Origin of the sequence: Sphingomonas alba (assembly GCF_023516555.1) — a bacterium.
Lineage (GTDB): Bacteria > Pseudomonadota > Alphaproteobacteria > Sphingomonadales > Sphingomonadaceae > Sphingomicrobium > Sphingomicrobium album.
Genome location: NZ_JAMGBD010000001.1, coordinates 1,714,593 through 1,737,789 on the forward strand (window position 1 = coordinate 1,714,593; position 23,197 = coordinate 1,737,789).

A 23,197-nucleotide genomic window follows, 5' to 3' on the forward strand; every position below is an offset into this window, starting at 1 on the left:
AGGATTGTGGCGGCGCGGCCACGCAGAGCGTTAACCATGATTCAATTCGGGACAGGTCGCGCGCCGTGAATTCGTGGCTGGCGGACGCAACAACCGGCCGCCTGAGCGGTTGAGGGGCCGTCCGCACTACTTACGGAGGCTCGAATGAGCGACCAGGACCGGCCGAATCGGCCATCGCCATTTGCCCGAATCATGGGCGTCGTCATCGGGCTCATCGGATTGTGGCTGGCGGGCGGCGGCGCTTACCTGCTGACGCTGGGCGGCTCATTTTATTATGTGATCGCCGGCATCGGCCTGATTGCGGCTGCGGTGCTGCTGTTCCGTGGCAAGGCGTCCGCGCTGCTGGTTTATGCGGCCGTGCTCGCGGGCACGCTCGTCTGGGCGCTGGTCGAAGTTGGCTTCGACTTCTGGCAGCTGACGCCGCGCGGCGATTTGCTGGTGCCGATCGGCGTCCTGCTGATCTTGCCGTGGCTGACGCGGTCGCTGGCGCCTCGCACCAGCGCGATTCGCGGCTCAGGCCTGGCTTTATCGCTGGCGCTGCTTGCGAGTTTCATCGTTCTCGGCATCGCTTTGTCGCGCGACGTCCGCGACCAGTCCGGCAACCTCCCCGGCCAGCGCGCGCAGCTGCCGATCACCTACGCCGCCGCGCACGGCGACTGGCCAGCCTATGGCGGGACCGTCGCCGGGCTGAAGTGGTCCCCGCTGGCGCAGATCAATCCCGGCAACGTCAAGGATTTGAAGGTCGCCTGGCAAATCCACACCGGCGATTTGAAGCGCGCCAGCGATCCCGGCGAGTTCACTTATGAGGTAACGCCGATCAAGGTCGGCAGCCTCCTCTACATCTGCACGCCCCACGACATCGTCATGGCGCTCGATCCCGTCACCGGGAAAACGGTCTGGAAGTTCGATGCCAAGGTATCGGTCAAGGGCACGCAGCACATGAGCTGCCGCGGCGTATCTTATTACGACTCGGCGGCCGCCCCTGGTGCCGCGCCGAGTCCGCCGCGCGCCGCCGACTGCAGCACGCGCATCTTCATCGCCACCAACGACGCCCGGCTGATTGCCCTCGACGCCGCCAGCGGCAAGCGATGCGGCGATTTCGGCGACCAAGGCCAGCTCAACCTGACCCCGCAATATCCGGGCTATGAGGAAGGCCATTACCAGTTCACTTCGGCACCGCTGGTGACCAAGGGCCTCGTCGTCGTCGCCGGCAGCATCTTCGACAACAAGTCGGACAAGATGCCGTCGGGCGTCGTGCGCGCCTTCGATGCCAAGAGCGGCAAGCTGGTCTGGAACTTCGACCCGGGCAATCCGGACAGCACGGCGCCACTCGCCAATGGCCAGCATTACAGCCTGTCGTCGCCAAACAGCTGGAGCACCTCCAGTGCCGATGAGAAACTGGGGCTCATCTATATCCCCTTCGGCATGGGCGCGGTCGACCAATGGGGCGGCAACCGACCGCCGACGACCGAGAAATTCGCCTCCAGCATCGTCGCGCTCGATGCCGCCAGCGGGCGGCTTCGCTGGGTCTACCAGACCGTTCACCACGACCTGTGGGATATGGACGTTCCTGCTCAGCCCGCGCTGATCGACTTGCCGGTCGGTGGGCAGATGGTCCCGGCGCTCGTCCAGACGACGAAGACGGGGAATATATTCGTGCTCGACCGGCGCAGCGGCACACCGATCGTCCCGGTAGACGAGAAGCGCGTACCCGGCGGTCCTGCGCCGGGTGACCGATTGTCTCCGACGCAGCCTTATTCGCGCCTCACCCTGATGCCGCTCGATCCGGTCCGCGAACGCGACATGTGGGGCGCGACGATGCTCGACCAGCTGATGTGCCGGATCGCCTTCAAGCAGTTGCGATACGAAGGCGCCTTCACGCCACCGTCGCTGCAGGGGACTTTGGTCTATCCCGGCAATTTCGGCGTCATGGACTGGGGCGGCATGGCTTACGACCCTGCCCGGGGCGTAGCCTTCGCCAACCCGGACTACATGGCCTTCGTCGACAAGCTGGTGAAGAACCGGCCACAATGGCCGCAAAGCGAGATGGACAAAAAGGGCCTCAATCCCAACAAGGGCGCGCCATTCGCGGTCTACCTCAACCCGTTCCTGTCGAAACTCGGCTTGCCCTGCCAGGCGCCGCCCTGGGGCTATGTCGCCGGTGTCGACCTCGCCGGTGCGAAAATCGCCTGGAAGCATCGCAACGGCACAATCCAGGACAAGAGCCCGGTGCCGTTGCCGTTGAAGCTCGGCGTGCCGTCGCTGGGCGGTCCGATGATGACCGGCGGCGGAGTCGCCTTCATGAGCTCGACGCTCGACAATTATGCGCGCGCCTATGACGTGACGAGCGGGCGGCAGCTTTGGCAGGCGCGCTTGCCGGCGGGCGGGCAGGCGACGCCGATGACCTACGAAGGCGCCGACGGCCGGCAATATGTCGTCGTCGTTGCCGGCGGGCACGGCACGCTCGGGACGACCGCGGGCGACGAGGTGATCGCCTACGCCTTGCCGAAAGCCGCCTAAGCGGGCGCGATCACTTTCAGCGCTCTCGGACGAATGCGGAAGGTCAGCGGCGGCGGCAGGGACAGCGCTTCCCCGTCCATCGCGACGGACAAATGCGAGCGCGGGCTGTCGACCTTCAATTCCTTGACGCCTTTAAGCCGTACCATGTCGTCGCGCCGCCTGATGCCGATGAGGGCGCGGCCGGTGGCGGCCAAAAAGCCAGGAAGCGATTTGCTGCGCATGACCATGACGCAGAGTTCGCCATCGTCGAGCGCCTCGCGGCGACCGGCGGCGGGAAGTGCAACGCGATAATCGTTGTTGCCCACGAACAGCAGCGGAGTGTCGACCTTCGCCTCGCCGCCATCGGTGCTGAGCGTCAGGCGGCGGGAATGGAAGCGCGTCATGGTACGCAAGGATGCCACCAGCATCGCCAGCCGCTTCGAGCGCCCGAGCCGTTTCCGCTGGCCGTCGCGGTCCATGACCATCAGCGGATAGAGCCCGATCGAGGCGTTGTTGATGAAGATGCGGCCGTTGACCTCGGCAATATCGACCTTGCGGGGCTTTGCTTGCGCAACGACCTTCGCTGCCTCGGCGATGTCGAAAGGAATGCCGAGGTCGCGGGCGAAATGGTTGAGCGTGCCCAAGGGCATGATGCCCATGACCGCCTTGCTTCCCGCCAGCTCGCCGGCAACCGCGCCCATCGTCCCGTCGCCGCCGGCGGCAATGATCAGTTCGACACCCTGCTTGACGTGATCGGCGGCGCGGGCGGCGCAATCCTTGCCCTCGACGAGGACGATCTCGCTATCGACGCCCGCCGCGGCCAGCGCCTCGCCGATGCGGTCGCCGGCGCCGTCGGCGAAGCTACCGCCGCTTGTGTTGACCAAGGTGATCGCGCGTTTCATCCCGCCGAGAACAATCCGGCGGCGAAACAGTGCCTTCTAGTCGGCGGGCCCGATGCAAAAGGCCGCAAGCTTGTTGCCGTCGAGGTCGCGGAAATAGGCGCCGTAAAAGGCCTGCGGGCCTTCGTCGCCGCGCACTCCGGGAGCGCCCTCATCGCTGCCGCCCAGCTCCATTGCCTTGGCGTGGAAGGCATCAACGCGGGCGCGGCTGTCGCAGGCGATGGAGGTCATATTTCCATTGCCGACTGTCGCCGAATTGCCGTCATAAGGCTTGCAGACGGCGAGGCCGGGCTTGCCCATGCCGGTGCCGTACATGGTGAAGTTCGGGCCGAACTCCATGATGCGACCGGCGCCCAGCACCGGCATCAGCTGGTCGTAGAAGCCGCGCGCCTTCTCAAGGTCGTTGCTGCCGACCGTCACGTAACCAATCATGGCGCCTTCTCCTCCTGTTTCGCCGCGGCCAGTTGCTCTGCCGTGCAGGCGCCGGTGCGCTTGGCATCGACGCGCATCTTCATGACCATGTGCTCGCCTGGCTCCTTGCCCTCGTTGGTCATGGTCATGGCCATTTCGTAACTCTGCGGCTGATAGTTACCGGTCAGTTCCATGACCTGGTGGGCGTTCGGATGCTGGCAATCGAGCTTAAGGTCGATCTTGCCGCCGCCCCATTTGAAATGCTCGTAGCGGCAATTCTTGTCGGCGCCCGCGAAGAAGTCGGCGCGCGGGTTCTTGGCCTTGTCCTCGGTCAGGCAGACGTCATGGACCTGGGTCTTTCCCATCGCGCGGGCCATCATGTCCTTGGCCTCGGGCGGCATTCCGGGCGCCTCCATCGAGACGAAGGTGACGGTCTGCTCCCAGGCGCCCGGGTCGATGAAGCTGTCGGCGGCGCCCTTGGCCTCCATCGTCTTTGCGACCTCCGAGACTGAAGCGTTCTTCATCTCAACCTTGTCGCTGTCGCCGCAGGCGGTGAGCGCGAGCAGCGGGATGATCGACCAGAATTTCATGCGCGCCCCCTCGATGTTGCGGGCCGCCTCATAGGTCATTTGCGGCGGCGGGTCACTGCGCCGGGCTATTCTCCGCTTCCGGCGCCGCATTCGGAGCAGGCTCTTTCAGGCCATATGGCCGCCAGGCTGGGAGAGGCTCCTCCCTTTGGCCGCCGCGTTGCGCGGGCGCGCTCCGGCAACCATATGGCAAGGCGATGGCGATTCAAATCCGCACCTCGCTGGCCGAGCCGGAGACCGGCGAGACCTTCGTCCCGCACCGCCCGCCACGGCCGGACAAGGCGGAGGGCGGGCGCAAGTTCGTGCTTAGGTCGGATTACACACCGGCCGGCGACCAGCCGGCTGCGATCAAGGAGCTGACCGAGGCGGCGCTCGAAGGCGAGAAGAGCCAGGTGCTGCTGGGCGTCACGGGCTCGGGCAAGACCTTCACCATGGCGAAGGTTATCGAGACCTTGCAGCGCCCAGCCTTGGTGCTGGCGCCGAACAAGATCCTCGCCGCCCAGCTCTACGGGGAGTTCAAGAACTACTTCCCCGACAATGCGGTCGAATATTTCGTCAGCTATTACGATTATTACCAGCCCGAAGCCTACGTCCCGCGCACCGACACCTATATCGAGAAGGAAAGCTCGGTAAACGAGGCGATCGACCGCATGCGCCACTCGGCGACGCGCTCGCTTCTGGAGCGCGACGACGTCATCATCGTCGCCTCGGTGTCCTGTCTTTATGGCATTGGCTCGGTCGAGACCTATTCGGCCATGACCTTCAGCCTGAAGAAGGGCGGGACGGAGGACCAGCGCGAGATCATCCGCAAGCTGGTCGCGCTGCAATATAAGCGCAACGACCAGGCGTTCGCGCGCGGCAATTTCCGGGTGCGCGGCGACAATCTGGAAATCTTCCCTTCCCACTATGAGGACACGGCCTGGCGGATCAGCTTCTTCGGCGACGAGCTTGAGGACATCGTCGAGTTCGATCCACTGACCGGCAAGAAGGTCGCGTCGCTCGACAGCATCAAGGTCTATGCGAACTCGCACTATGTGACGCCCGGGCCGACGCTCAAACAGGCGATGGAGGCGATCCGCCATGAGCTCGCCGAGCGGCTCAAGGAATTGCAGGCGGAAGGCCGGCTGCTGGAAGCGCAGCGGATCGAGCAAAGGACAAATTTCGACCTGGAGATGATCGCCGCCACGGGCTCTTGCGCCGGCATCGAGAATTACAGCCGCTTCCTCACTGGCCGCCTGCCCGGCGAGCCGCCTCCGACCCTGTTCGAGTATCTCCCCGACAACGCCCTGCTGTTCGTCGACGAGAGCCACCAGACGGTGCCGCAGATCGGCGCCATGGCGCGCGGCGATCACCGGCGGAAGATCACGCTCGCCGAATATGGGTTCCGCCTGCCGAGCTGCATCGACAACCGGCCGCTGCGCTTCAACGAGTGGGAAGCGATGCGGCCGCAGACGACGTTCGTGTCCGCGACGCCCGGCCCGTGGGAAATGAATGAAACCGGCGGCGTCTTCTCCGAGCAGGTCATTCGCCCGACCGGGCTGATCGACCCCCCCGTGGAGATCAAGCCGGTCGAGGACCAGGTGGATGACCTTGTCCACGAGGCCAAGGAGACGGCGCGAAAGGGCTATCGGACCTTAGTCACGACCCTGACCAAGCGCATGGCCGAGGATTTGACCGAGTATCTGCACGAGGCGGGCCTGAAGGTCCGCTACATGCACAGCGACGTCGAGACGCTGGAGCGCATCGAGCTGATCCGCGACCTGCGGCTCGGCGTCTATGACGTGCTGGTCGGCATCAACCTGCTGCGCGAAGGCCTCGACATTCCCGAATGCGGGCTGGTCGCCATCCTCGATGCCGACAAGGAAGGCTTCCTCCGTTCCGAGACTTCGCTGATCCAGACTATCGGCCGCGCCGCCCGCAATATCGACGGCCGGGTCATCCTCTATGCCGACCGAGTTACCGGCAGCATGGAGCGCGCTCTCAACGAAACCGATCGGCGGCGCGAGAAGCAGGTCGCCTACAACCTTGAGCACGGCATCACACCGGCGTCCATCAAGAGCCACATCAACGATATCATGAGCGATGTGACGATGCGCGACGGCGTCCTGGTCGAAACCGGCGACGACGATCGGCCGCACCTCGTTGGGCATAATCTCAAGGCTTATATCGGCGACCTTGAGCAGCGGATGCGCAAGGCCGCCGCCGACCTGGAGTTCGAGGAGGCCGCGCGGCTTCGCGACGAGATCCGCCGGCTGGAGGAAGACGAGCTCGGAATCCCCGATCCGAACCGCGTCGCACCGCGACCCAGCGGCACCGCCACCGAGGGCCGGCCGGGCACCCGCAAGATGCGCTACGGCAAGACCAGCAGGACGCGCTTCGCGAGATAGTCGTTGGACTCCCGAAACTTTGGGTTCAGCCAGAGGCAACCCAATGCCGTGCAGAATGTTTGGCTAGTAGTTCCACTCGGGGAATGCGCTGCAAACCCGGCGCAACATTCATGAAAAAGCAGATTTCCATCACTCTCGGCGCACTGGCGTTCATCGCCTCCACGCCGGTCCTTTCACAGCCGCGCGGCGATGAGCCGGTGGCGGTTCCGCGGGCCATCAAGCAGGGCATCGACTTCGTCTATGTCGATCCGCAGCTGTCGACCGTCGCCAGGAAGCACCAGAGGTCGCAGAACTGGCTGGCGCGCCTGTTCAGTCCCAGCTCGGGCCGCCAGTCGCCGAACCCCGTCTTCTTCGACCTGCAGCGCGGCCTGCAACAATATGAAGCGAGCTACGGCCGCTTGCCGCAAACCAAGATCCCGGCTGGCGCTGCGCTGAAATCCGGATCGACCGGGAAACGCGTCCAGCTGCTGCGCACCCGGCTCGGCCTCCCGGCCTCGGGCGGCTTCGACCGCAACCTGCTCGACGCCGTCACCGCCTATCAGCGCGTCCACGGCCTCGGCACGCCCGACGGCATCGCCGGCAAGGGCACCATCGCCTCGCTGAACCGCGGCGCCAATTATTACGAACGCAAGATCGCCATCAACATGGAGCGCGCCTATCGACTGCCGCAGACGCGAACCTTCGATCGCTATGTCGTCGTCGATTCAGGCTCCGCCAACACCTATTTGTTCAGCCGGGACCGCGTCGCCGACAGCATGAAGGTCGTCGTCGGCATGGCCAAGACCAAGACGCCGATGATGGCGGTCATGATCCGCAATGCGAAAGCCAATCCCTACTGGAACGTCCCGCCGGAGTTGATCCGTTCGCTGACCGCCAAGCGGATCGGCGAACAGGGTCTCTCCTACCTCAAGGATTTCCATTACGAAGTCCTGTCCGACTGGACCGCCAATGCGCAGGTCATCGATCCGAGCACCGTCAACTGGAAGGCGATCGCCAGCGGCAAGCAGCAGCCGACGATCCTCGTCCGCCAGCTGCCGGGGCCATGGAATTCGATGCGCAACATGAAGTTCGAGATGAAGAACGACTTCGGCATCTACATGCACGACACGCCGCATGACGAGCTGTTCGCTGCGGCCGACCGGCATTTGAGCAATGGCTGCATCCGCCTTCAGGACTATCGCCGCTTCGCAGATTGGGTGTTCGGCTATGTGCCGGAGCCGCGTACCAACCGCGAAGAGCGGTTCGAAGTCCCGCGGCCGGTACCGGTCTTCCTGACCTACTTGACGGTCGATGCCAGCAATGGCGGGATCAGCTTCCGTCCAGACCCCTATGGCTGGGACGATCTGGCGATGCCGCAAATGTTCAACCCGGCAATGCAGGTGGCCTCGGTCAACTAAGCCGGCCTGCCGTTCATCGACAGGGACTTGCCAAGACACGCCGGGCATTGATCATGCGCCGGCGTGTCCGCCGCACTGTTCCTTTTCGCTCTGGCGTCCTCGTCGCCCGACATCGGCGGCGAGGCGACCCGCGAAGTCCTGCGGCAGAATTGCGTGCCCGTGGACAAGGACGAAATCCTGGTCTGCGGCTCGCGACGTCCCAACGAGAAATATCGCATGCCCGGCCGTGATGGGCCCTTCGATCCCGCCGGCGAGACCATGAGCGTGATGCGCGAGCGGCAAAGCTGGGTCGAGGAAGGCGACACGGGCGTCCAATCGTGCAGCGCCGTCGGCCCAGGCGGCTGGACCGGTTGCATGGTAAAGTCATGGAAGCAGGAACGCGACCAGACGGCCTGGGGCAAGAACGTCCCGAAGAAGTGGTAGCCCGTCGATCCGTCGAAGGCCCCTTGTCCTCCTCGCAATGAACGGCATGGTTCGCGCCAATTGCGAATCGGGGAGGAAGTCGATGAAGTCAGCTGTGTCGTTTGCCTTGGCACTTGCGCTCGCTGTCACCGCAGCGCCGGTCCTGGCCCAGGACAAAAGCGACAAGGACGCGCCGGCCGAGAAGGTCGTGCCGCAGGTCGTCACGACCCGGCACAGCGGCGTCTTTGGCGGGCAGAAGGTCAACTATACCGCGACCATCGGCGAGACGATCCTCAGCGCCGAGGACGGCACGCAGAAGGCGGCGGTCGTCACCACGGCCTATATCAAGGAACCGCGCGACCCGAACCGCCCGGTCACCTTTCTGTTCAACGGTGGCCCAGGCTCGGGCTCAGTCTGGCTGATGATGGGTGCTTTCGGGCCGATGCGGGTCGCGATTCCCTCCGATGCCCGCGACGACGGCAGCCCGCCTTATCCGATCGTTCCGAACCCTGACTGCCTGCTCGATGTCACCGACATCGTCTTCATCGACCCGCCTGGCACCGGCTTCTCGCATTTGATCGGAAAGACCGAGGGCAAGGAATATTACGGCGTCACCGCCGACGCCAAAGCGGTCGCCGAAGTCATCCGCCGCTGGCTCGGCGACAATGGTCGGTGGAACAGCCCGAAATATCTGGGCGGCGAAAGCTACGGGACGACCCGCTCGGCGGCGGTTGCTAATCAGCTCGTCAACACGACCTACAACGACGTTGCGCTGAACGGCATCATCCTGATGTCGACGGTGCTGGACTTCGCCGCCGGTGCCGACACCGCGGGCAATGAGCTGAGCTACATCACCAACCTGCCGTCGATGGCGGCGACCGCTTTCTATCACGGCAAGACCAGCTCACCGTCGGTCGAGCAGATCGTCGAGGAAGCGCGCCAGTGGGCGATGGGCCCCTATGCGGCGGCCTTGTTCAAGGGGCAGAAATTGTCGCCGGAAGAGCGGGCAAGCATCCGCAAGCAGCTGTCGCATTTCACCGGGCTCAGCGAGACCTATCTCGAGAGCGCCGACCTGCGGGTGACTCCGGACCGCTTCTACAAGGAATTGCTGCGTGACCGGGGTGTGACCGTCGGCCGGCTCGATTCCCGCTACACCGGCAAGGACTACGACAGCGCCGGCGAAAGCCCGGACAATGATCCGAGCTTCTACGGAATCGACGCCGCTTACACCGCCGCGGTCAACAGCTGGGAGCGGGACTCGCTCGGCTTCAAGACCAACCGCGAATATCAGTCGATCAGCGGCATCGGCCGCGACTGGGACTGGCGGATCGGCGGCCGCGACGCCAACGCCTATCTCAACGTCGCGCCCTATCTCGGCCAGGCCTTGCGCGAGGATTCACAGCTGCGGATTTTCGTCGGCCAGGGCTATTATGACTTCGCCACGCCCTTCTTTGCGACCGAATATGCCTTGTCGCGGACGGGCATCCCGCAGGACCGCATCCAGTTCCATTACTATCACGCCGGGCACATGATGTACGTCCGCGACGAAGACCGCCACAAGCTGGCAGCCGACGTCCGCGAGTTCATCCGCGCGAGGTAAAGATGGCGGCCGTCAGGCCCGCGACAGCTTCTTTTTGCAGTCGAGGATGAGCTCGGCCAATGCTTCCGACGAGACGGCCTTGGCTGCCTTGCGGAACGAAAACCATTTGCGCTTGCGCTCGAGCCGCTCCGGCCAGTTGGCCCGTACCTTGGTCACCGCCAGCGGATGGACCACGATCTTGATAGCGCGGCGGCCGCGCGGGACCTGCGATTTGATATAGTCGAAGCTGCCGATGGGCCGCCTGTCGACTCGACCTTCGACGCCGCCCTCCTCGAACGCCTCGATGGCGGCGGCTTCCGCCAGGCTGTGGCCGCGCATCGGCCAGCCCTTGGGCAAGAGCCATTGCTGCGTGTCACGGCTAGTCACGAGGAGAATTTCAAGGCGGCCGTTTGCGCGCGTCCGCCAAGGAAGGGCAGCGGTTTGAATCTGCGTTCCCTTTTTCGTCGTTTGCATGTTGTCCTGAACCATGCCGACGATCCTTCTCACCGCGACTTTCGCTCCGCAAAAGCCGTGGCGCAAGGGGGTGCTCGGACGGAATTTCGGCTATCAGGCGCGCCATGAGCCTGGAGATGGAGCTCAAACTTGAGGTGGCGCCCGAGTTTTCGGACAAGCTTCGGGCGCTCCCGCTCCTGCGGCGGGTGGAGCCAGACGTCGCCTGCCAGGCGTCCGTCTATTTCGATACTCGCAGGAAGAGGCTCCGCCGCCATGGCTGGACCCTGCGCGTGCGCGAATCGCGCGGCCGTTTCGTGCAGACGATCAAGCGTTCCGAGTTCTCGGCCGGCCTCTTCGAACGGGAAGAGTGGGAGGAGGTCGTCCACGGCCTTCGACCCGATTCCGATGCTATCGCCTGGACCCCGCTCGCCGCACTTTTGAGTACGCATCAGCTCCGACGCCTGGCCCCGGTTGTCACGGTCGAGGTGGAACGATCGACCTGGCTGATTCCCGCCGGCAAGGGGCTGGTCGAGGTGGCGTTCGACGAAGGCCAGGTCCGAGCGGGCGGGGCCCACGACGATTTTCACGAGATCGAACTGGAGCTGAAGCGAGGCGAAGTCGGCGACTTGTCCGCAATTGCCAGGAGCATCGGCCGCCGCATCCCCGTCCGCCTCGGCGTGCAATCCAAGGCCGAACGCGGGATCGCCCTCGCCAAGCGCAAATCATGCAAGGCATTCAAGGCAGACCCGATCGTCGTCGATGAGGATATGACGGTAGCCGACGGCGTCGCCACCATCCTCTCCTCGTGCATCAAGCAGTTCCGGCTGAACGAGCCGCTGATCGGCGCTGACCGGGACCCGGAAGCGCTGCACCAGTCGCGGGTCGCGATACGCCGGCTTCGGGCTGCCTTGTCTTTGTTCAAGCCGGCCATGGAGGACGAGGAATCCGTTCGGCTGCGTGCCGCGCTCGGGGACTTCACCAATCGGCTCGGACCCGCGCGGGACCTGGACGTGATGCTTTTCGCCGTCCCGCCCGCCGAACGGCGGCGGCCGGTGATGGAGCGCAAGCGCGAGCGCGCATACGCAGCAATCGCTCGAATGCTAGCCTCCGCCCGTTTTCGCAGCTGGATGCTCGAATTCGTCATCTGGACCCATGCCGGGGCGTGGCGAAATGGGAAGAGGGCGCAGCAGCCGCTGATGACGTTCGCGCTCAAGCGGCTCGATCGGCTGTGGCGCGCTATCCAGGGCGGCGCCGAGGCCTTCGATACTTTGTCGGTTACTGAGCGGCACCAATTGCGGATCGATGGCAAGAAGATGCGCTACTCCCTCGAGTTCCTAGAGGCGGCCTTAGGCCGGCACAGCAGCCAGAGACGGTTCGCGAAGGCAGTCGAGAATTTGCAGGAAACGCTCGGCGTGTTGAACGACCTCGCGACGGCGCGTGCGCTTTCACCGACAAGGAAGGTGCGCCAACCACCCGACGAGTTCGCCCCCGACGAAGAACAATTGCTGCAGGCTAGTCGCCGGCACCTGCGCGCTCTGCTCAGAACCGGCGCCTATTGGAAACAAGAATTCTGAAGCGCGGTCAGGCCGACTTGCGCTGGGTGCCGAGGCCGACAACCATCTGGTTGGCGCGCTCGTAGGGCAAAGGCTTGCCGAACAGATAGCCCTGGATGGTGTCGACGCCGAGGTCGCGCATGCGCTCGAAATCCTCGGCGGTTTCGACGCCTTCCGCCGTCACGTTCATGCGGAAGCTCTTGGCGAGCTGGACGATCGACTGGATGATGGCGACGTTTTCGGGCCGCGTGCCGGCCTCGCGGACGAAGCTGCCGTCGATCTTCAGTTTGTGGAAGACGGCTTTGTTGAGGTAGCCGATCGACGAATAGCCGGTGCCGAAATCGTCGAGCGCGATGCCGACGCCGAGCTGGCGCAGGCGCTTCAGCACATCGAGCGTCTGGTTGGTGTCGCCCAGGAAGACGCCTTCGGTGACTTCCAGCTCCAGCCGGTTGCCGGCCAGCTTGTAGCGCGACAGCGCCTGGCTGACGATGTTGGGCAGCGCCGGCATGATGATTTGCTTCGGGCTGATGTTGATTGCGACCGTGATCGGCTCCGGCCAGGTCGCAGCGGCGCGGCAGGCCTCGTCGATCACCCATTCGCCGATGGCCACCATCAGGCCGGTTTCCTCGGCAACCGGGATGAAAACCGGCGGCGGCACAAAGCCGCGCTGCGGGTGGTTCCAGCGGATGAGCGCCTCGAAGCCGGTCAGCTTCTGCGTCTTGGCGCTGACCAAAGGCTGGAAAACCAGGTGGAATTGCTTGGCGGCAATGGCCTGGCGGAGGTCCCCCTCCAGCCGCACACGGTCGTCCTGCTCGGTCTGCAGCTCAGACGAGAAGTAACGGGCGACACCGCGGCCGGCGTCCTTCGCCTGGTAGAGAGCGAGGTCGGCCTTGAGGATCAAATCGTCGACGGTGGCGCCGTCGATGGGTCCGAAGGCGCAGCCGACGGAGACTCCGATGCGGATCTCGGTGCCGTCGATCATGTAGGGCTCGGCGATCGACTTGATGATCGCCTCGGCCAGCATCTCGACCTTCTTGCGGCTCTGTGCATCGACGACGACGATGGCGAATTCGTCGCCGCCCATGCGGCCCACATGCCCGTCGCTGCCGACCTGTTCGCACAGGCGCTTGGCCACCGACTGCAGGACGGCGTCACCCTTCGGGTGGCCGAAGGTGTCGTTGACCGGCTTGAAGCCGTCGAGGTCGAGGAACATGATCGCGCAAGGCACATTGCTGACCGTCGCCTGGCGCAGGGACTCGCCCAGGAGCTGGCGGACGCGACCGCGGTTGGGCAGGCCGGAAAGCACGTCCATGTTGGCGAGATGGGTCAGCCGCTCCTGCGTCTGGCGGATTTCGGTGATGTCCGAGCCGACCCCGCGGAATCCTTCGAAGCGGCCGGCGGTGTCGATGATCGGGTCGCCGGCGATGGAAATCCAGCGCGGGCCGCGCGGCGTACCAAGCTCCATCTCCAGATTATTGAACGGAGCCTTCTCAAGCAGGATTCGGCCGAGCTCGGCATGGCCGCCGAGCAGCGACGGCAGCGAGTGGCCGAGGAGCGCGCTGGCGGGACGGCCCAGCAGGGCGGTCATGCGCGAGCTGATGTAGGTGACGCGATTTTCGCCATCGACCTGCCACAGCCAGCCCACGCCGCGCTGCTCATATTCCTGCAGCAGCAGCGATGCGCTCTCACTGGCCGAACCCATGTCGGCGTTGGTCTTCAGCTGGCCGAATGCCCAGCGGGCGACCGTGAAGACGCCGACCGTGGCGACACCGAGCGTAAACAGGATGTCGAGCGTGTGCAGGAAAGGCACCTGCTTGCGGGCAAGGAACAAGGCGAAGCAAACCGCGGCCGTGAAGCTGGCGATCCAGGCGGTAACGCAGGCGGGCATCACGACGAGGCCGAGCGCTGCAACGCCGAGGCCGGCGATCAGGGAGGCGGTGATAATCTGGCTGCCGGGCTCAAGCCATGGAAAGACGTAGAGCGGCAGGCTGAGCCACAAGGATGCGCGCACGACGACCTCGCCGACCAGGAACCATTCCGGCACCGGGCGGCCCGAACGGCCGACATGAGTGATGGCCTGCGTCCGGGCGACATGCATCGCCCCGAAATTGACGAGGCCGACGAGGCCTGCCCATCCAAGCAGCCACTGTGCCGGCACGTGCAGCCAAAGCTCGGCGACGATGAGCAGTGCCGCCACGGTGTTGGCGGCGGCGAAGAAGGGCGCGAGCTGGGCGCGGGAGATCAGCTGGACGTCGCGCAGGGGCGAGCTTCCCTCACTCTGCGCACCGGCAGTGAGAGCGAGCGATTCGCCGCCCGGCAGGCGGGCTGAAACCATGCGTTTGTAACGGTCAGGCGCCTCGTACATCCCGGATCCTGCAATCTTGAGCCGGACGGAGGTAGCTGAAGAGGGTTTAAGGGCGGTTAAAACTTGCCTCAGGCGGACGAATTCCGACGTCGGCGGATTTACTGGCCGCGAGAGCGATTTTTCCGCCAGGTGGCGAGCCGGATCAGTATGAAGACCGTCGGCGGGAAGAAACCGGCCACTGGGCGTTCTTGCGATGTAATGAATCGACGAAAAATGGAGCGCTTAACCGCAAGCGTTCAGGGGCCTTTGCCTGGCGGGTCAATGGCTTGGCGGCGTTGGAGCGCCCGGGCCGCGAGCGAACAGCCCAAAGCCCAGGCGGCGCCGACGCACCAGCCTGCAGCGACGTCGCTTGGCCAGTGAACGCCGAGATACACACGCGAGAAGCCGACGATCATAGTGAGAGCGATGGCCGCCGCGAGCAGGAAGATGCGGACGGAATGGCGCTTCTCCGCCCGCGCCAGCAGCCCGCCAAGCGTGAGATAAACGATGGCCGAGTTCATCGCATGACCGCTCGGGAAGCTGGTCGTCTGGACCTGGACGAGATGCGCGACCAGTTCCGGCCGCGGACGGGCGAACAGGTCCTTCAGGATGCCGTTCAAGGCCATGCCCAGCGCGATGGAGGCGAACAGGAATCCGGCCGTCTTGGCGCGCCGGGCAGCCAGTAAATAGCCGGTCGCAAGCAGGGTCACGAGCCACAGCACCGGGGCGCCGCCCAGCGCCGTCAGCTGCAGCATGATATTCGAAAGCCAAGGCGGCCCGACGGGCACAGAAGGGTCGCTGGCCCGAAGCGCCAGCATGAGCGTCTTGTCGATCGGCAGCGTCTCGCCCTCGCTCATCTCCCAGGCGAGCCGCAGGAACAGGAACAGCAGCAGCGCGAGCGCGAGGAAGGCCGTGAGGATACGGCCGTCCGTACGCAGTCGCGGCAGGCGCATGACTAGTTCTTGTTGGCCGCTGGGGCGCCCAGTCCCAGCTTGTCGATGCGGCCGGTCACCGACGGGTGATACATCGGCCGCGCCTTGGCATAGATGGCGATCGCCTTCGGGCGGCCCCATACCTCGTCCTCGAAGAGCGCGGATAGGAGCGGGCGGACGAACTTGCCGCGGCCCTGGCTGGTGACGAACTGCTCGACGCTCGGAATGGCCGGGTCGTAGCGATTGCCGATCGCCAGATCGAGCCAGGCGAACCTCACTTCGCTGTTGCGGATATCGTTGAGCTTGAGACCCTGCTCGAGCGTGTCGAGACGCGCTTTGGGCAGCTTGCGCGGCAACTTGTTGAGGAAGCGCAGGCGCTCGTCGGTCGTCCATCTGGCCCAAAGAGCCGTGTCGAGCGGCTTGCCGGCAGCGAAGGCGGCAACGGCCTTGTCGACTTCGGCAAATGCCTGCGGGTCGGGCTTCACCAGGTTCGACGGAATGCCGGGCTTGTAGACCCAATTGTCGAGCTGCAACCTGGCTTCCAGCGCCTTGTCGCCCTTGACCAGATGCTCGCGCATGTCGGCAAGGAACATGGCGGACGTGACCGGCTGGAAGGCGTGGCGGTCGAACCAGCCGCGCATATAGGCGTCGAACTTGTCGCGGCCGACGATGGATTCGACGGTACGCAGGAAGGCCGAACCTTTTTCATAAGCGATATCGCTCAGGCCGGCGTCGGGGTGACGGCCCTTGAGGTCGATGTGCAACCTCGTATCGGCGCCTTTGGAGCCGCCATTTTCTGCAACGGTCTTGTTCAATGCATCGACGCCCAAGGCTACCTGCTGTGCCGCGACCTTCGGGCCATAAAGCGATTCGACGATCCGCCGCTCGGCGTAAGTCGTGGTCCCCTCGTTGAGCCAGAAGTCGGCCCAGGTCGCGTTGGTGGCGAGATTGCCCGACCAGCTGTGCGCCAGTTCGTGCGCGATCAGGCTGACGAGGCTCTTGTCGCCGGCGATGAAGGTCGGCGTCAGGAAGGTGAGCGTCGGGTTCTCCATGCCGCCCAGTGGGAAGGACGGCGGCAGGACGAGCATGTCATAGCGGCCCCAGCGATAGGGGCCGAAGAGCTTCTCGGCCGCATCGACCATTTTCTCGGTATCGGCGAGCTCGGCCGCGGCGGCGTCGAGCATGCTCGGTTCCGTCCACACGCCGGTACGCGGCCCAAGCGACCGGAACTTCAAATCGCCGACCGCGATTGCGATCAGGTAGGGCGCGACCGGCTTGTCCATGTTGAAGGAGAAAATGGTCTCGCCGCCCTGGGTTAGCGGCTCGGCGGCGCGCGGCGCGCTCATGACTGCGGTTAGCGGGGCGGGGACGTGAATCTTGGCTTCCCAGCTCTGGCGGATACCAGGGCTGTCCTGCGTCGGGATCCAGCTCCGGTTGTAGATCGCCTCACCCTGGCTGAAGAGATAGGGGTGCTGCTTGCCGGCCGTCTGCGCCGGACTCAGCCACTGCAGCGCCTGCGCATCGGGCGCCGACTTGTAGGTGATGACCAGCTTCTTCGTGTCCGGGTTGAGCGCCACCGCCAGCGGCGTGCCCAAATTCTCGTCGACGGCGCCGACCTTGTACTGAAGCGGCTTCTCGCCGTCGGTGATCGACTGAATCTCCAGCCCCTTGTCGTCGAGGACGATTTCCTTGGCGTCCGGCTTGCGGTCGATATCGAGCGTCGCGGTGCCAGAGACCCGCTTGGCGTCGAAGTCGACGCTGAGGTCGAGCGCGACGTGATAGACCCTTGCCTCCAACGGCTTGGCAAAGCTGTGCGGATCGACCGCGTCGGCGGTCGTCAGGACCGGCGCGATCCTCGGCGCTTCGGTCGTCTCCTTCTCAGTGACCCTTGGCGCCTCGTCGGATTTCTCGCAGGCGGAAAGCAGGAGCAAAGCCGCGGCGGTGGCGGCGAACAGACGCATCATGGGGAAGGGAACTCCGTCTTATTCGGATTGGGTAACGTAGATGGTTCGCTTCGGTGCCGCGAAAGTGCGGCGAACCATCGGTTCGAAGAAGGCCAGGGGCGCACTGTCATAGGCCTCATCGAACGCCGCCTGGTCGTAGATTTCACAGAATCGGGCCGTCTCTTCGAAATGCTCATGACCGCGGAACTGCTCGCGCATATCGCGGTCCATCCCGAGGTAATGGAAGAAATAATAGCCCTGGAAGATACCGTGGTGCTCGACGATCCAGTGCAGCTTCTCGTCGACGAAGGGCTTCAGAATCGCCGCGGCGATGTCCGGATGGTTGTAGCTGCCAAGCGTGTCGCCGATGTCGTGGAGGAGGGCGGCGGCGACATAGTCCTCGCTCTCGCCGGCCCGATGGGCGCGGGTCGCCGTCTGCAGGCTGTGCTGAAGCCGGTCGACCGGGAAGCCGCCATAATCGCCGTCGAGAAGGCGCAGGTGGTCGAGTACGCGGTCGGCGAGGCCCTTGCCGTAGTGCATGAAGTGATTGCCGATGATCGCCCAGTCCTCCGGGCGAGCCTCGTCCATGCTGCGGAAGGTCGCGCGCGATTGCACTTCGTTCATGGCCTGTCCTCTCCGCATGGGGCCATAGACCCGGCCCGGCCCTGTCGCCAAGCCTTGGGGTTCGCGCTTGCCTCGCCTATATCCGGCTCGATGCGGCGTCAGGGACAAGGCAGCTAGGATGGCGAGCGACAGCGCGCGCCTGCTCGATGCGGCGGTTCAAGCCGACCCGCGGCCACGGCCGCGTCCCAAGGGGCCGGCCCGCCCGATCCTGAAGGGCGTCGGCCTCGATGCGCCCTTCTTCGCCGACAAGAACAAGGCCTTCTGGGTCCTGCAGTCGATTGGCTGGACCGGCTATTTCACGCTCCGTTCGCTGAGCGGCATCGCCAATTCGATGGGGGCGATGTTCGTCGTCCACACGCTCTTGCTGACCGCGACCGGCTATTCGATCACCCTGCTGATGGGCTCGCTCTACCGCCGGCTCATCACCATGCGGGCGCTCCTGACCGCATTGCTGTCGCTGTTCGCCGTCATCGTCGCCAGCTTCGCCTTCTCGTTCATCGAGACCTGGAGCTACGCGACCTTCCTGAGACCCGGGGCGCGGCCGGTCGGCATTGAGTATCTCGGCGCCCTGCTGCTCAACTTCTCGCTGCTCGCCGCCTGGTCGGCGCTCTATTACGGCATCAATTATTACCTGCTGCTGGAAGAGGAGATCAACCAGCGTGCCAAGCTGGAAAGCGCCGCTTCCTCGGCGACGCTGGCGATGCTCCGCTACCAGCTCAACCCGCACTTCCTGTTCAACACGCTGAACAGCATCTCGACCCTGGTGCTGCTGAAGCAGACCGAACGCGCCAATGCGATGCTCGCCCGCCTGTCGTCCTTCCTGCGCTACACGCTCGTCAATGAGCCGACCGCGCAGGTGACTTTGGCGCAGGAAGTGGAGACGCTGAAGCTCTACCTCGAGATCGAGAAGATGCGCTTCGAGGATCGCCTCCGCCCGCACTTCCGTATCGACCCGTCGACCATCGGCGCGCGCTTGCCGTCACTGCTGCTGCAGCCGCTGGTCGAAAACGCCATCAAATATGCGGTGACGCCGAGCGAAAACGGCGCCGACATCTGGATCAAGGCGGAGCGGCAGGGCCACGGCATTCGCATCGAAGTCGCCGACAGCGGCCCGGGAACGCAGTCCGGCCTCGCGGTCCACGAGTCCACCGGCGTCGGTCTGCCGAACATCAAGGACCGTCTGGCGCAAGCCTATGGCGCCGCGCACGACTTCCAGACCAGACAGAACGAACATGGGGGGTTCAGCGTTATTCTCGACATTCCGTTCGAGAGCAGGGGGCGCGACATTCACGAAGATAAGGAATCCGAATGACCATCCGCACCATCCTGGTCGATGATGAGCCGCTGGCGACGCAGGGGCTGCAGCTCCGTCTGCAGGCGCATGAGGACGTCGAGATCGTTGCGACCGCCGCCAACGGCCGCGAGGCGATCCGCGCCATCAAGACGCACAAGCCCGACCTCGTCTTCCTCGACATCCAGATGCCGGGCTTCGACGGCTTCTCGGTCGTCCAGGGCCTGATGGAGGTCGAGCCGCCCTTGTTCGTCTTCGTCACCGCCTTCGGCGAGCACGCCTTGCGCGCATTCGAAGCGCAGGCCGTCGATTACCTCGTCAAGCCGGTGGAGGAAGACCGCCTCGCCGCTACCCTCGACCGGGTGCGCCAGCGCCTCGCCGAGAAGCGCGGGGCCGAAGAGGCCGAGCGCCTGCGCGAAACGCTTGTCGAACATGCGCCCGAAGCGGCGGAGGAACTGGCCGAAACCGTCGGTGCGGAAGGCCCCGCCGCCAACCGCTTCGAGAAGATGATCAACATCCGCGACCAGGGCCAGATCTTCCGGGTCGACGTCGACACGATCGAGCGGATCGATGCCGCCGGCGACTATATGTGCATCATGACCGGCGACAACACGCTCATCCTGCGCGAGACGATGAAGGACCTCGAAAAGCGGCTCGACCCGCGCCGGTTCCAGCGCGTGCACCGCTCGACGATCGTCAACCTCGACCTCGTCCGGCAGGTGAAGCCGCACACCAACGGCGAATGTTTCCTGGTCCTGGATTCGGGAGCGCAAGTGAAGGTTTCGCGTTCCTACCGGGACGTGGTTGCGCGGTTTGTGCACTAATCCTGGCTGCGCCGTCGTTCTTTAAACCATCAACGAGAGGCTGCCGTGGCGAGACGGGTGAAGGATTTCATCGAGATCAGTGAGTACACCTCGCTCGACCGGCTGATCGAATATCTGAAGACGATCCGGGACAATTTGCCGGAGGATTCGGAGGCCGAGCTCAGGCTCAAGGGCGACGATTTCTTCGGCCGTCGGCTGACCATTTCCTATACGCGCGAGCTGACTCCCGAGGAGGCGGAGCGGGAGATCCGCTACGGCACTGCCGCCACCACGCCGGGCGGGTCGGAGGACTGGATCGAGGAATTGAAGAAGAAGCTCGACAAGGTTCCTTAAGGGGGAAAGTCATGCCGTCGAAATATGAGACCTTTGCCGCTTTGCACGTGCCCGGCGACCCAGTCATTCTGTACAATATCTGGGACCCGGGCAGCGCGGTCGCGGTCGCGGCGGCAGGCGCAAAGGCGTTTGCGACCGGCAGCCATCCGGTCGGCGACGCCGCGGGTTTCGGCGACGGCCAGAAGGTCCCGCTCGACTATGTCTTCGCCAACGCCAGCCGCATCATGGCCGCGGTCGACCTGCCGCTCACCGTCGATTTCGAGGGCGCCTATTCCGAGGATCCGCTGCTGGCAGGCGCCAATGTCGCGGCGCTCGCCGCAATCGGCGTCATCGGCTGCAATTTCGAGGACCAGGTGATCGGCGGGGAGGGCGTCCACCCGTTGAAGTCCCAGGCGAAACGCATCGAGGCCATCCGCAAGGCGGTCGGCGATGCGTTCTTCATCAATGCCCGCACCGACCTCTACATCAAGTCCCAGGACCATGATGCGGCGCTGCTCGACGAGGTGATCGAGCGCGGCAAGGCCTTCGCCGATGCGGGCGCCAGCGGCTTCTTCGTGCCGCGCATGGCCGATCCGAAGCAGGCCGAACGCGTCGTCAAGGAAGTGCCGCTGCCGCTCAACCTCATCGCTTTCCCCGGCGCACCCGACAAGAAAGTCTGGGCCAATGCCGGCGTCGCCCGCATCAGCCACGGCCCCTTCCCGCACCGCGCGCTGATGGCGAAACTTACCGAGATGGCGAGCGCGGCCATCAACTAGGGGTTGAGCGCAAGAAACGGGAAGCGGCGCCACGGACCGACGGATACGGGGGCGCAATGACCCAGAATGACCAGGCACGCGCCTTCGCGGCGCTTCATATTCCCGGCGACCCGTTGATCCTGTTCAACGCCTGGGATGCAGGCTCGGCCACGGCCATAGCCGAGGCTGGCGCCAAGGCCATCGCCACCAGCAGTTCCTCGGTCGCCATGGCCAACGGCTTTCCCGATGGCGAGGCGGTGCCGATGGACTTCGCGCTCGCCAATGCCGACCGCATCGTCCAGTCGGTCGGCCTGCCGGTGACGGTCGATTTCGAGGGCGGTTACGCTGTGGCGCCCGAAGCCGTCGCCGCCAACGCGAAGCGGCTGGCTGCTACCGGCGTCGTCGGCTGCAATTTCGAGGACCAGGTCGTCGGCGGCGAGGGACTGCATTCGATCGACTATCAATCCCACCGCATCCGCGCCCTCCGCGACGCCGTCGGCCCCGACCTCTTCATCAACCTGCGCACCGATTTGTTCCTGAAGGCCGACGCCTCGGCCCATGACGCCACCTTGGCCGACGCCGCCATCGAGCGCGGCCGCGCCTATGCCGATGCGGGCGTGAGCGGCTTTTTCATTCCCGGCCTCGGCGACCTGACGCTGGTAGAGCGCATCTGCAAGGCCGTGCCCCTGCCGGTGAACGCCATGCATTTCCCCGGCGCGCCGAACCGCGAGCAATGGGCCAGCGCAGGCATCGCCCGCATCAGCTACGGGCCATTTCCCCACATGGACTTGATGGCTGCGCTTACTTCGATGGCGCGGGAGGCGATTTCTTAGCGTGGTCCTCCCGGTACTTGAGGATTGCCTTGTTCAGGATCTTCATATCGTCAGGAGCCAGTTGGCCGCCCACAGTCGGGTTACAGCGCCGGCCGAGGCTCTCTCCTAGAGCCGCGCACATCCAGATTGCGTCTTCATATGCCCCTTCATGATAGCTTAGCGCAACGCGATGCTGTCGGGTTTCCTGGGCCATCCGGTTCTTAAATGCTTGATCACTGCAAAGAGCCTCACGATCATAGGTTTCAACCTGCGGCTCATCCGCTTTTGGATCGTACGCCACACGTACTCTGGCGTCTTCAGCGGGGACTGGATCGCGTTTCACCATCCTGAAATAGTCGATCTGCTTTTGGCCCCACGCCATCGACCGGTTGAAATTCGTGATCTGCGCTCGAACGGACTCGTCGTCTATTGACGATAAACCCCCGGCCCCCATCAACTCATTGTAAACCGAGCGAGGGGCATCAAGAGCCGGCAACATCGCTACGGTACCCACGGCGCGCCAGAGATCTTCTGGCGGGCACTTGCCGCTGCTAAGCTGGGAGGCGAACTCCTCCTCATCTTTCACTTGCTCACGCATGCCGTCCCTGAACGGTCGCAGGATGGTGATGTCCCACTCCGATTCCTCGAATAGGCGTTCCATCATCATTTGATGACGCGCAGCCTCGTTCCGCCGCGATGCCCATTCGTTGAGTTCGAACGCGATCATGATCCCGGCGACGACGCCTAGCGTCTCCAGCGTCAGGAGCGCCCACTCACGCCCCTCGATGCCCTTGAAAGCACTGCCCACGCGCTTGAACAGGATCATGCCCCACGCCCCCCGTTGGGCGCACTATGCCTGATTCTGCGCGCCTTGCCAGATGGCGCGCGGCGCCTTCAGATCACCGACGACCACCAGGCCGCGACCAGCCAACAGGCGATGGGCGCGGTGATGGCGCCGCACAGCCAGCCCGCCTCCGTCAAAGTCTCGCGGCGACGGAGTGACCGGATGGTCATCGGCACGGCGAGGGCAAGCATCAGTACGTATGCGGCGAAGCTCGCCATCAGGACCATGATGGTGCCGATGGCGCCGTCGCCATATTGAGGCAGCTGCATCGCCCAGACTAGCAACAGGATCGCTATCACGGCGAGCGTGATGATCAGCCCCTTTGTACCTTTGACGATCATTGTCCCAA

Annotated in this window: 21 protein-coding genes; 11 read left to right on the forward strand and 10 right to left on the reverse strand. The window is 64.5% G+C overall.

The window, feature by feature from the left end; genetic code table 11:
* The first annotated feature begins 144 nt into the window (after positions 1–144).
* On the forward strand, positions 145–2,520 hold the full coding sequence (locus LZ536_RS09045) for a membrane-bound PQQ-dependent dehydrogenase, glucose/quinate/shikimate family (protein WP_249848288.1): 2,376 nt from the start codon (positions 145–147) through the stop codon (positions 2,518–2,520).
* Here LZ536_RS09045 and LZ536_RS09050 read toward each other — a convergent pair.
* Genes LZ536_RS09050 through LZ536_RS09060 form a run of 3 tightly spaced genes read right to left on the reverse strand, consistent with a single transcriptional unit; the run spans position 2,517 to position 4,399 of the window.
* On the reverse strand, positions 2,517–3,401 hold the full coding sequence (locus LZ536_RS09050; RefSeq protein ID WP_249848290.1) for a diacylglycerol/lipid kinase family protein: 885 nt from the start codon (positions 3,399–3,401) through the stop codon (positions 2,517–2,519). The two genes, LZ536_RS09045 and LZ536_RS09050, sit on opposite strands and share 4 nt — an antisense overlap.
* 36 nt (positions 3,402–3,437) lie before the next feature.
* Entirely contained in the window at positions 3,438–3,830 is a 393-nt protein-coding gene (locus tag LZ536_RS09055) for a VOC family protein (RefSeq protein ID WP_249848291.1), read from the reverse strand.
* A complete protein-coding gene (locus LZ536_RS09060; protein WP_249848293.1) occupies positions 3,827–4,399 on the reverse strand; it encodes a DUF3617 domain-containing protein in 573 nt (190 codons plus the stop codon). The genes LZ536_RS09055 and LZ536_RS09060 overlap by 4 nt, the downstream gene beginning before the upstream one ends.
* A gap of 194 nt (positions 4,400–4,593) precedes the next feature.
* Between LZ536_RS09060 and uvrB the strand changes: the two genes are divergently transcribed.
* The 4 genes from uvrB to LZ536_RS09080 all read left to right on the forward strand — a co-directional run bounded on the left by uvrB (position 4,594) and on the right by LZ536_RS09080 (position 10,182).
* The gene (uvrB, locus tag LZ536_RS09065) at positions 4,594–6,783 is read left to right on the forward strand and encodes an excinuclease ABC subunit UvrB (RefSeq protein WP_249848295.1); all 2,190 of its coding nucleotides are present in this window, start codon (positions 4,594–4,596) and stop codon (positions 6,781–6,783) included.
* Positions 6,784–6,893: 110 nt separating this feature from the next.
* Positions 6,894–8,180, forward strand: a complete 1,287-nt coding sequence (locus LZ536_RS09070; protein WP_249848297.1) for a L,D-transpeptidase family protein — start codon at positions 6,894–6,896, stop codon at positions 8,178–8,180.
* Between the two features lie 63 nt (positions 8,181–8,243).
* Positions 8,244–8,603 (forward strand): hypothetical protein, encoded by a 360-nt coding sequence (locus LZ536_RS09075; RefSeq protein WP_249848299.1) that lies wholly within the window; start codon positions 8,244–8,246, stop codon positions 8,601–8,603.
* Between the two features lie 82 nt (positions 8,604–8,685).
* The gene (locus tag LZ536_RS09080; RefSeq protein WP_249848301.1) at positions 8,686–10,182 is read left to right on the forward strand and encodes a S10 family peptidase; all 1,497 of its coding nucleotides are present in this window, start codon (positions 8,686–8,688) and stop codon (positions 10,180–10,182) included.
* A gap of 12 nt (positions 10,183–10,194) precedes the next feature.
* On the opposite strand, the gene LZ536_RS09085 is transcribed toward LZ536_RS09080, so the two are convergent.
* Positions 10,195–10,650 (reverse strand): NUDIX hydrolase, encoded by a 456-nt coding sequence (locus LZ536_RS09085; protein WP_348538827.1) that lies wholly within the window; start codon positions 10,648–10,650, stop codon positions 10,195–10,197.
* An 89-nt stretch (positions 10,651–10,739) separates the two neighbouring features.
* On the opposite strand from LZ536_RS09085, the gene LZ536_RS09090 reads away from it, so the two are divergent.
* Positions 10,740–12,188: a CYTH and CHAD domain-containing protein gene (locus LZ536_RS09090; protein ID WP_249848304.1), complete on the forward strand. Its 1,449-nt coding sequence runs from the start codon at positions 10,740–10,742 to the stop codon at positions 12,186–12,188.
* 7 nt (positions 12,189–12,195) lie between these two features.
* On the opposite strand, the gene LZ536_RS09095 is transcribed toward LZ536_RS09090, so the two are convergent.
* The 4 genes from LZ536_RS09095 to LZ536_RS09110 form a co-directional block, all read right to left on the reverse strand.
* On the reverse strand, positions 12,196–14,532 hold the full coding sequence (locus LZ536_RS09095) for a putative bifunctional diguanylate cyclase/phosphodiesterase (RefSeq protein ID WP_249848306.1): 2,337 nt from the start codon (positions 14,530–14,532) through the stop codon (positions 12,196–12,198).
* Between the two features lie 236 nt (positions 14,533–14,768).
* Positions 14,769–15,464, reverse strand: a complete 696-nt coding sequence (locus LZ536_RS09100; protein WP_249848307.1) for a phosphatase PAP2 family protein — start codon at positions 15,462–15,464, stop codon at positions 14,769–14,771.
* 2 nt (positions 15,465–15,466) lie between these two features.
* On the reverse strand, positions 15,467–17,407 hold the full coding sequence (locus LZ536_RS09105; protein WP_249848309.1) for a M1 family metallopeptidase: 1,941 nt from the start codon (positions 17,405–17,407) through the stop codon (positions 15,467–15,469).
* Positions 17,408–17,425: 18 nt separating this feature from the next.
* Positions 17,426–18,010, reverse strand: coding sequence for an HD domain-containing protein (locus tag LZ536_RS09110; RefSeq protein WP_249848311.1), 585 nt, complete (start codon positions 18,008–18,010; stop codon positions 17,426–17,428).
* Between the two features lie 118 nt (positions 18,011–18,128).
* Between LZ536_RS09110 and LZ536_RS09115 the strand changes: the two genes are divergently transcribed.
* The 5 genes from LZ536_RS09115 to LZ536_RS09135 are packed head-to-tail and all read left to right on the forward strand — an operon-like array spanning position 18,129 to position 22,025.
* On the forward strand, positions 18,129–19,322 hold the full coding sequence (locus LZ536_RS09115; protein WP_249848313.1) for a sensor histidine kinase: 1,194 nt from the start codon (positions 18,129–18,131) through the stop codon (positions 19,320–19,322).
* A complete protein-coding gene (locus LZ536_RS09120) occupies positions 19,319–20,125 on the forward strand; it encodes a LytR/AlgR family response regulator transcription factor (RefSeq protein WP_249848315.1) in 807 nt (268 codons plus the stop codon). Before LZ536_RS09115 ends, LZ536_RS09120 begins: the two co-directional genes overlap by 4 nt.
* Before the next feature lie 45 nt (positions 20,126–20,170).
* Positions 20,171–20,458, forward strand: a complete 288-nt coding sequence (locus LZ536_RS09125) for a hypothetical protein (RefSeq protein ID WP_249848317.1) — start codon at positions 20,171–20,173, stop codon at positions 20,456–20,458.
* 11 nt (positions 20,459–20,469) lie between these two features.
* A complete protein-coding gene (locus LZ536_RS09130) occupies positions 20,470–21,213 on the forward strand; it encodes an isocitrate lyase/PEP mutase family protein (protein ID WP_249848318.1) in 744 nt (247 codons plus the stop codon).
* A 56-nt stretch (positions 21,214–21,269) separates the two neighbouring features.
* Positions 21,270–22,025, forward strand: a complete 756-nt coding sequence (locus LZ536_RS09135) for an isocitrate lyase/PEP mutase family protein (RefSeq protein ID WP_249848320.1) — start codon at positions 21,270–21,272, stop codon at positions 22,023–22,025.
* On the opposite strand, the gene LZ536_RS09140 is transcribed toward LZ536_RS09135, so the two are convergent.
* Together LZ536_RS09140 and LZ536_RS09145 are read right to left on the reverse strand one after the other, a co-directional pair.
* Entirely contained in the window at positions 21,994–22,830 is an 837-nt protein-coding gene (locus LZ536_RS09140; protein WP_249848322.1) for a hypothetical protein, read from the reverse strand. The two genes, LZ536_RS09135 and LZ536_RS09140, sit on opposite strands and share 32 nt — an antisense overlap.
* Before the next feature lie 68 nt (positions 22,831–22,898).
* Complete coding sequence (locus LZ536_RS09145; protein ID WP_249848324.1) at positions 22,899–23,189, reverse strand: hypothetical protein; 291 nt, start codon at positions 23,187–23,189, stop codon at positions 22,899–22,901.
* Positions 23,190–23,197: the final 8 nt, after the last annotated feature.

Bases quoted from the DNA above. Each gene is read 5' to 3' on its own strand.
- LZ536_RS09045 (WP_249848288.1), top strand. From the start codon at position 145: ATGAGCGACCAGGACCGGCCGAATCGGCCATCGCCATTTGCCCGAATC.
- LZ536_RS09050 (WP_249848290.1), bottom strand. From the start codon at position 3,401: ATGAAACGCGCGATCACCTTGGTCAACACAAGCGGCGGTAGCTTCGCC.
- LZ536_RS09055 (WP_249848291.1), bottom strand. From the start codon at position 3,830: ATGATTGGTTACGTGACGGTCGGCAGCAACGACCTTGAGAAGGCGCGC.
- LZ536_RS09060 (WP_249848293.1), bottom strand. From the start codon at position 4,399: ATGAAATTCTGGTCGATCATCCCGCTGCTCGCGCTCACCGCCTGCGGC.
- uvrB (WP_249848295.1), top strand. From the start codon at position 4,594: ATGGCGATTCAAATCCGCACCTCGCTGGCCGAGCCGGAGACCGGCGAG.
- LZ536_RS09070 (WP_249848297.1), top strand. From the start codon at position 6,894: ATGAAAAAGCAGATTTCCATCACTCTCGGCGCACTGGCGTTCATCGCC.
- LZ536_RS09080 (WP_249848301.1), top strand. From the start codon at position 8,686: ATGAAGTCAGCTGTGTCGTTTGCCTTGGCACTTGCGCTCGCTGTCACC.
- LZ536_RS09085 (WP_348538827.1), bottom strand. From the start codon at position 10,650: ATGGTTCAGGACAACATGCAAACGACGAAAAAGGGAACGCAGATTCAA.
- LZ536_RS09090 (WP_249848304.1), top strand. From the start codon at position 10,740: ATGAGCCTGGAGATGGAGCTCAAACTTGAGGTGGCGCCCGAGTTTTCG.
- LZ536_RS09095 (WP_249848306.1), bottom strand. From the start codon at position 14,532: ATGTACGAGGCGCCTGACCGTTACAAACGCATGGTTTCAGCCCGCCTG.
- LZ536_RS09100 (WP_249848307.1), bottom strand. From the start codon at position 15,464: ATGCGCCTGCCGCGACTGCGTACGGACGGCCGTATCCTCACGGCCTTC.
- LZ536_RS09105 (WP_249848309.1), bottom strand. From the start codon at position 17,407: ATGATGCGTCTGTTCGCCGCCACCGCCGCGGCTTTGCTCCTGCTTTCC.
- LZ536_RS09110 (WP_249848311.1), bottom strand. From the start codon at position 18,010: ATGAACGAAGTGCAATCGCGCGCGACCTTCCGCAGCATGGACGAGGCT.
- LZ536_RS09115 (WP_249848313.1), top strand. From the start codon at position 18,129: ATGGCGAGCGACAGCGCGCGCCTGCTCGATGCGGCGGTTCAAGCCGAC.
- LZ536_RS09120 (WP_249848315.1), top strand. From the start codon at position 19,319: ATGACCATCCGCACCATCCTGGTCGATGATGAGCCGCTGGCGACGCAG.
- LZ536_RS09130 (WP_249848318.1), top strand. From the start codon at position 20,470: ATGCCGTCGAAATATGAGACCTTTGCCGCTTTGCACGTGCCCGGCGAC.
- LZ536_RS09135 (WP_249848320.1), top strand. From the start codon at position 21,270: ATGACCCAGAATGACCAGGCACGCGCCTTCGCGGCGCTTCATATTCCC.
- LZ536_RS09140 (WP_249848322.1), bottom strand. From the start codon at position 22,830: ATGATCCTGTTCAAGCGCGTGGGCAGTGCTTTCAAGGGCATCGAGGGG.
- LZ536_RS09145 (WP_249848324.1), bottom strand. From the start codon at position 23,189: ATGATCGTCAAAGGTACAAAGGGGCTGATCATCACGCTCGCCGTGATA.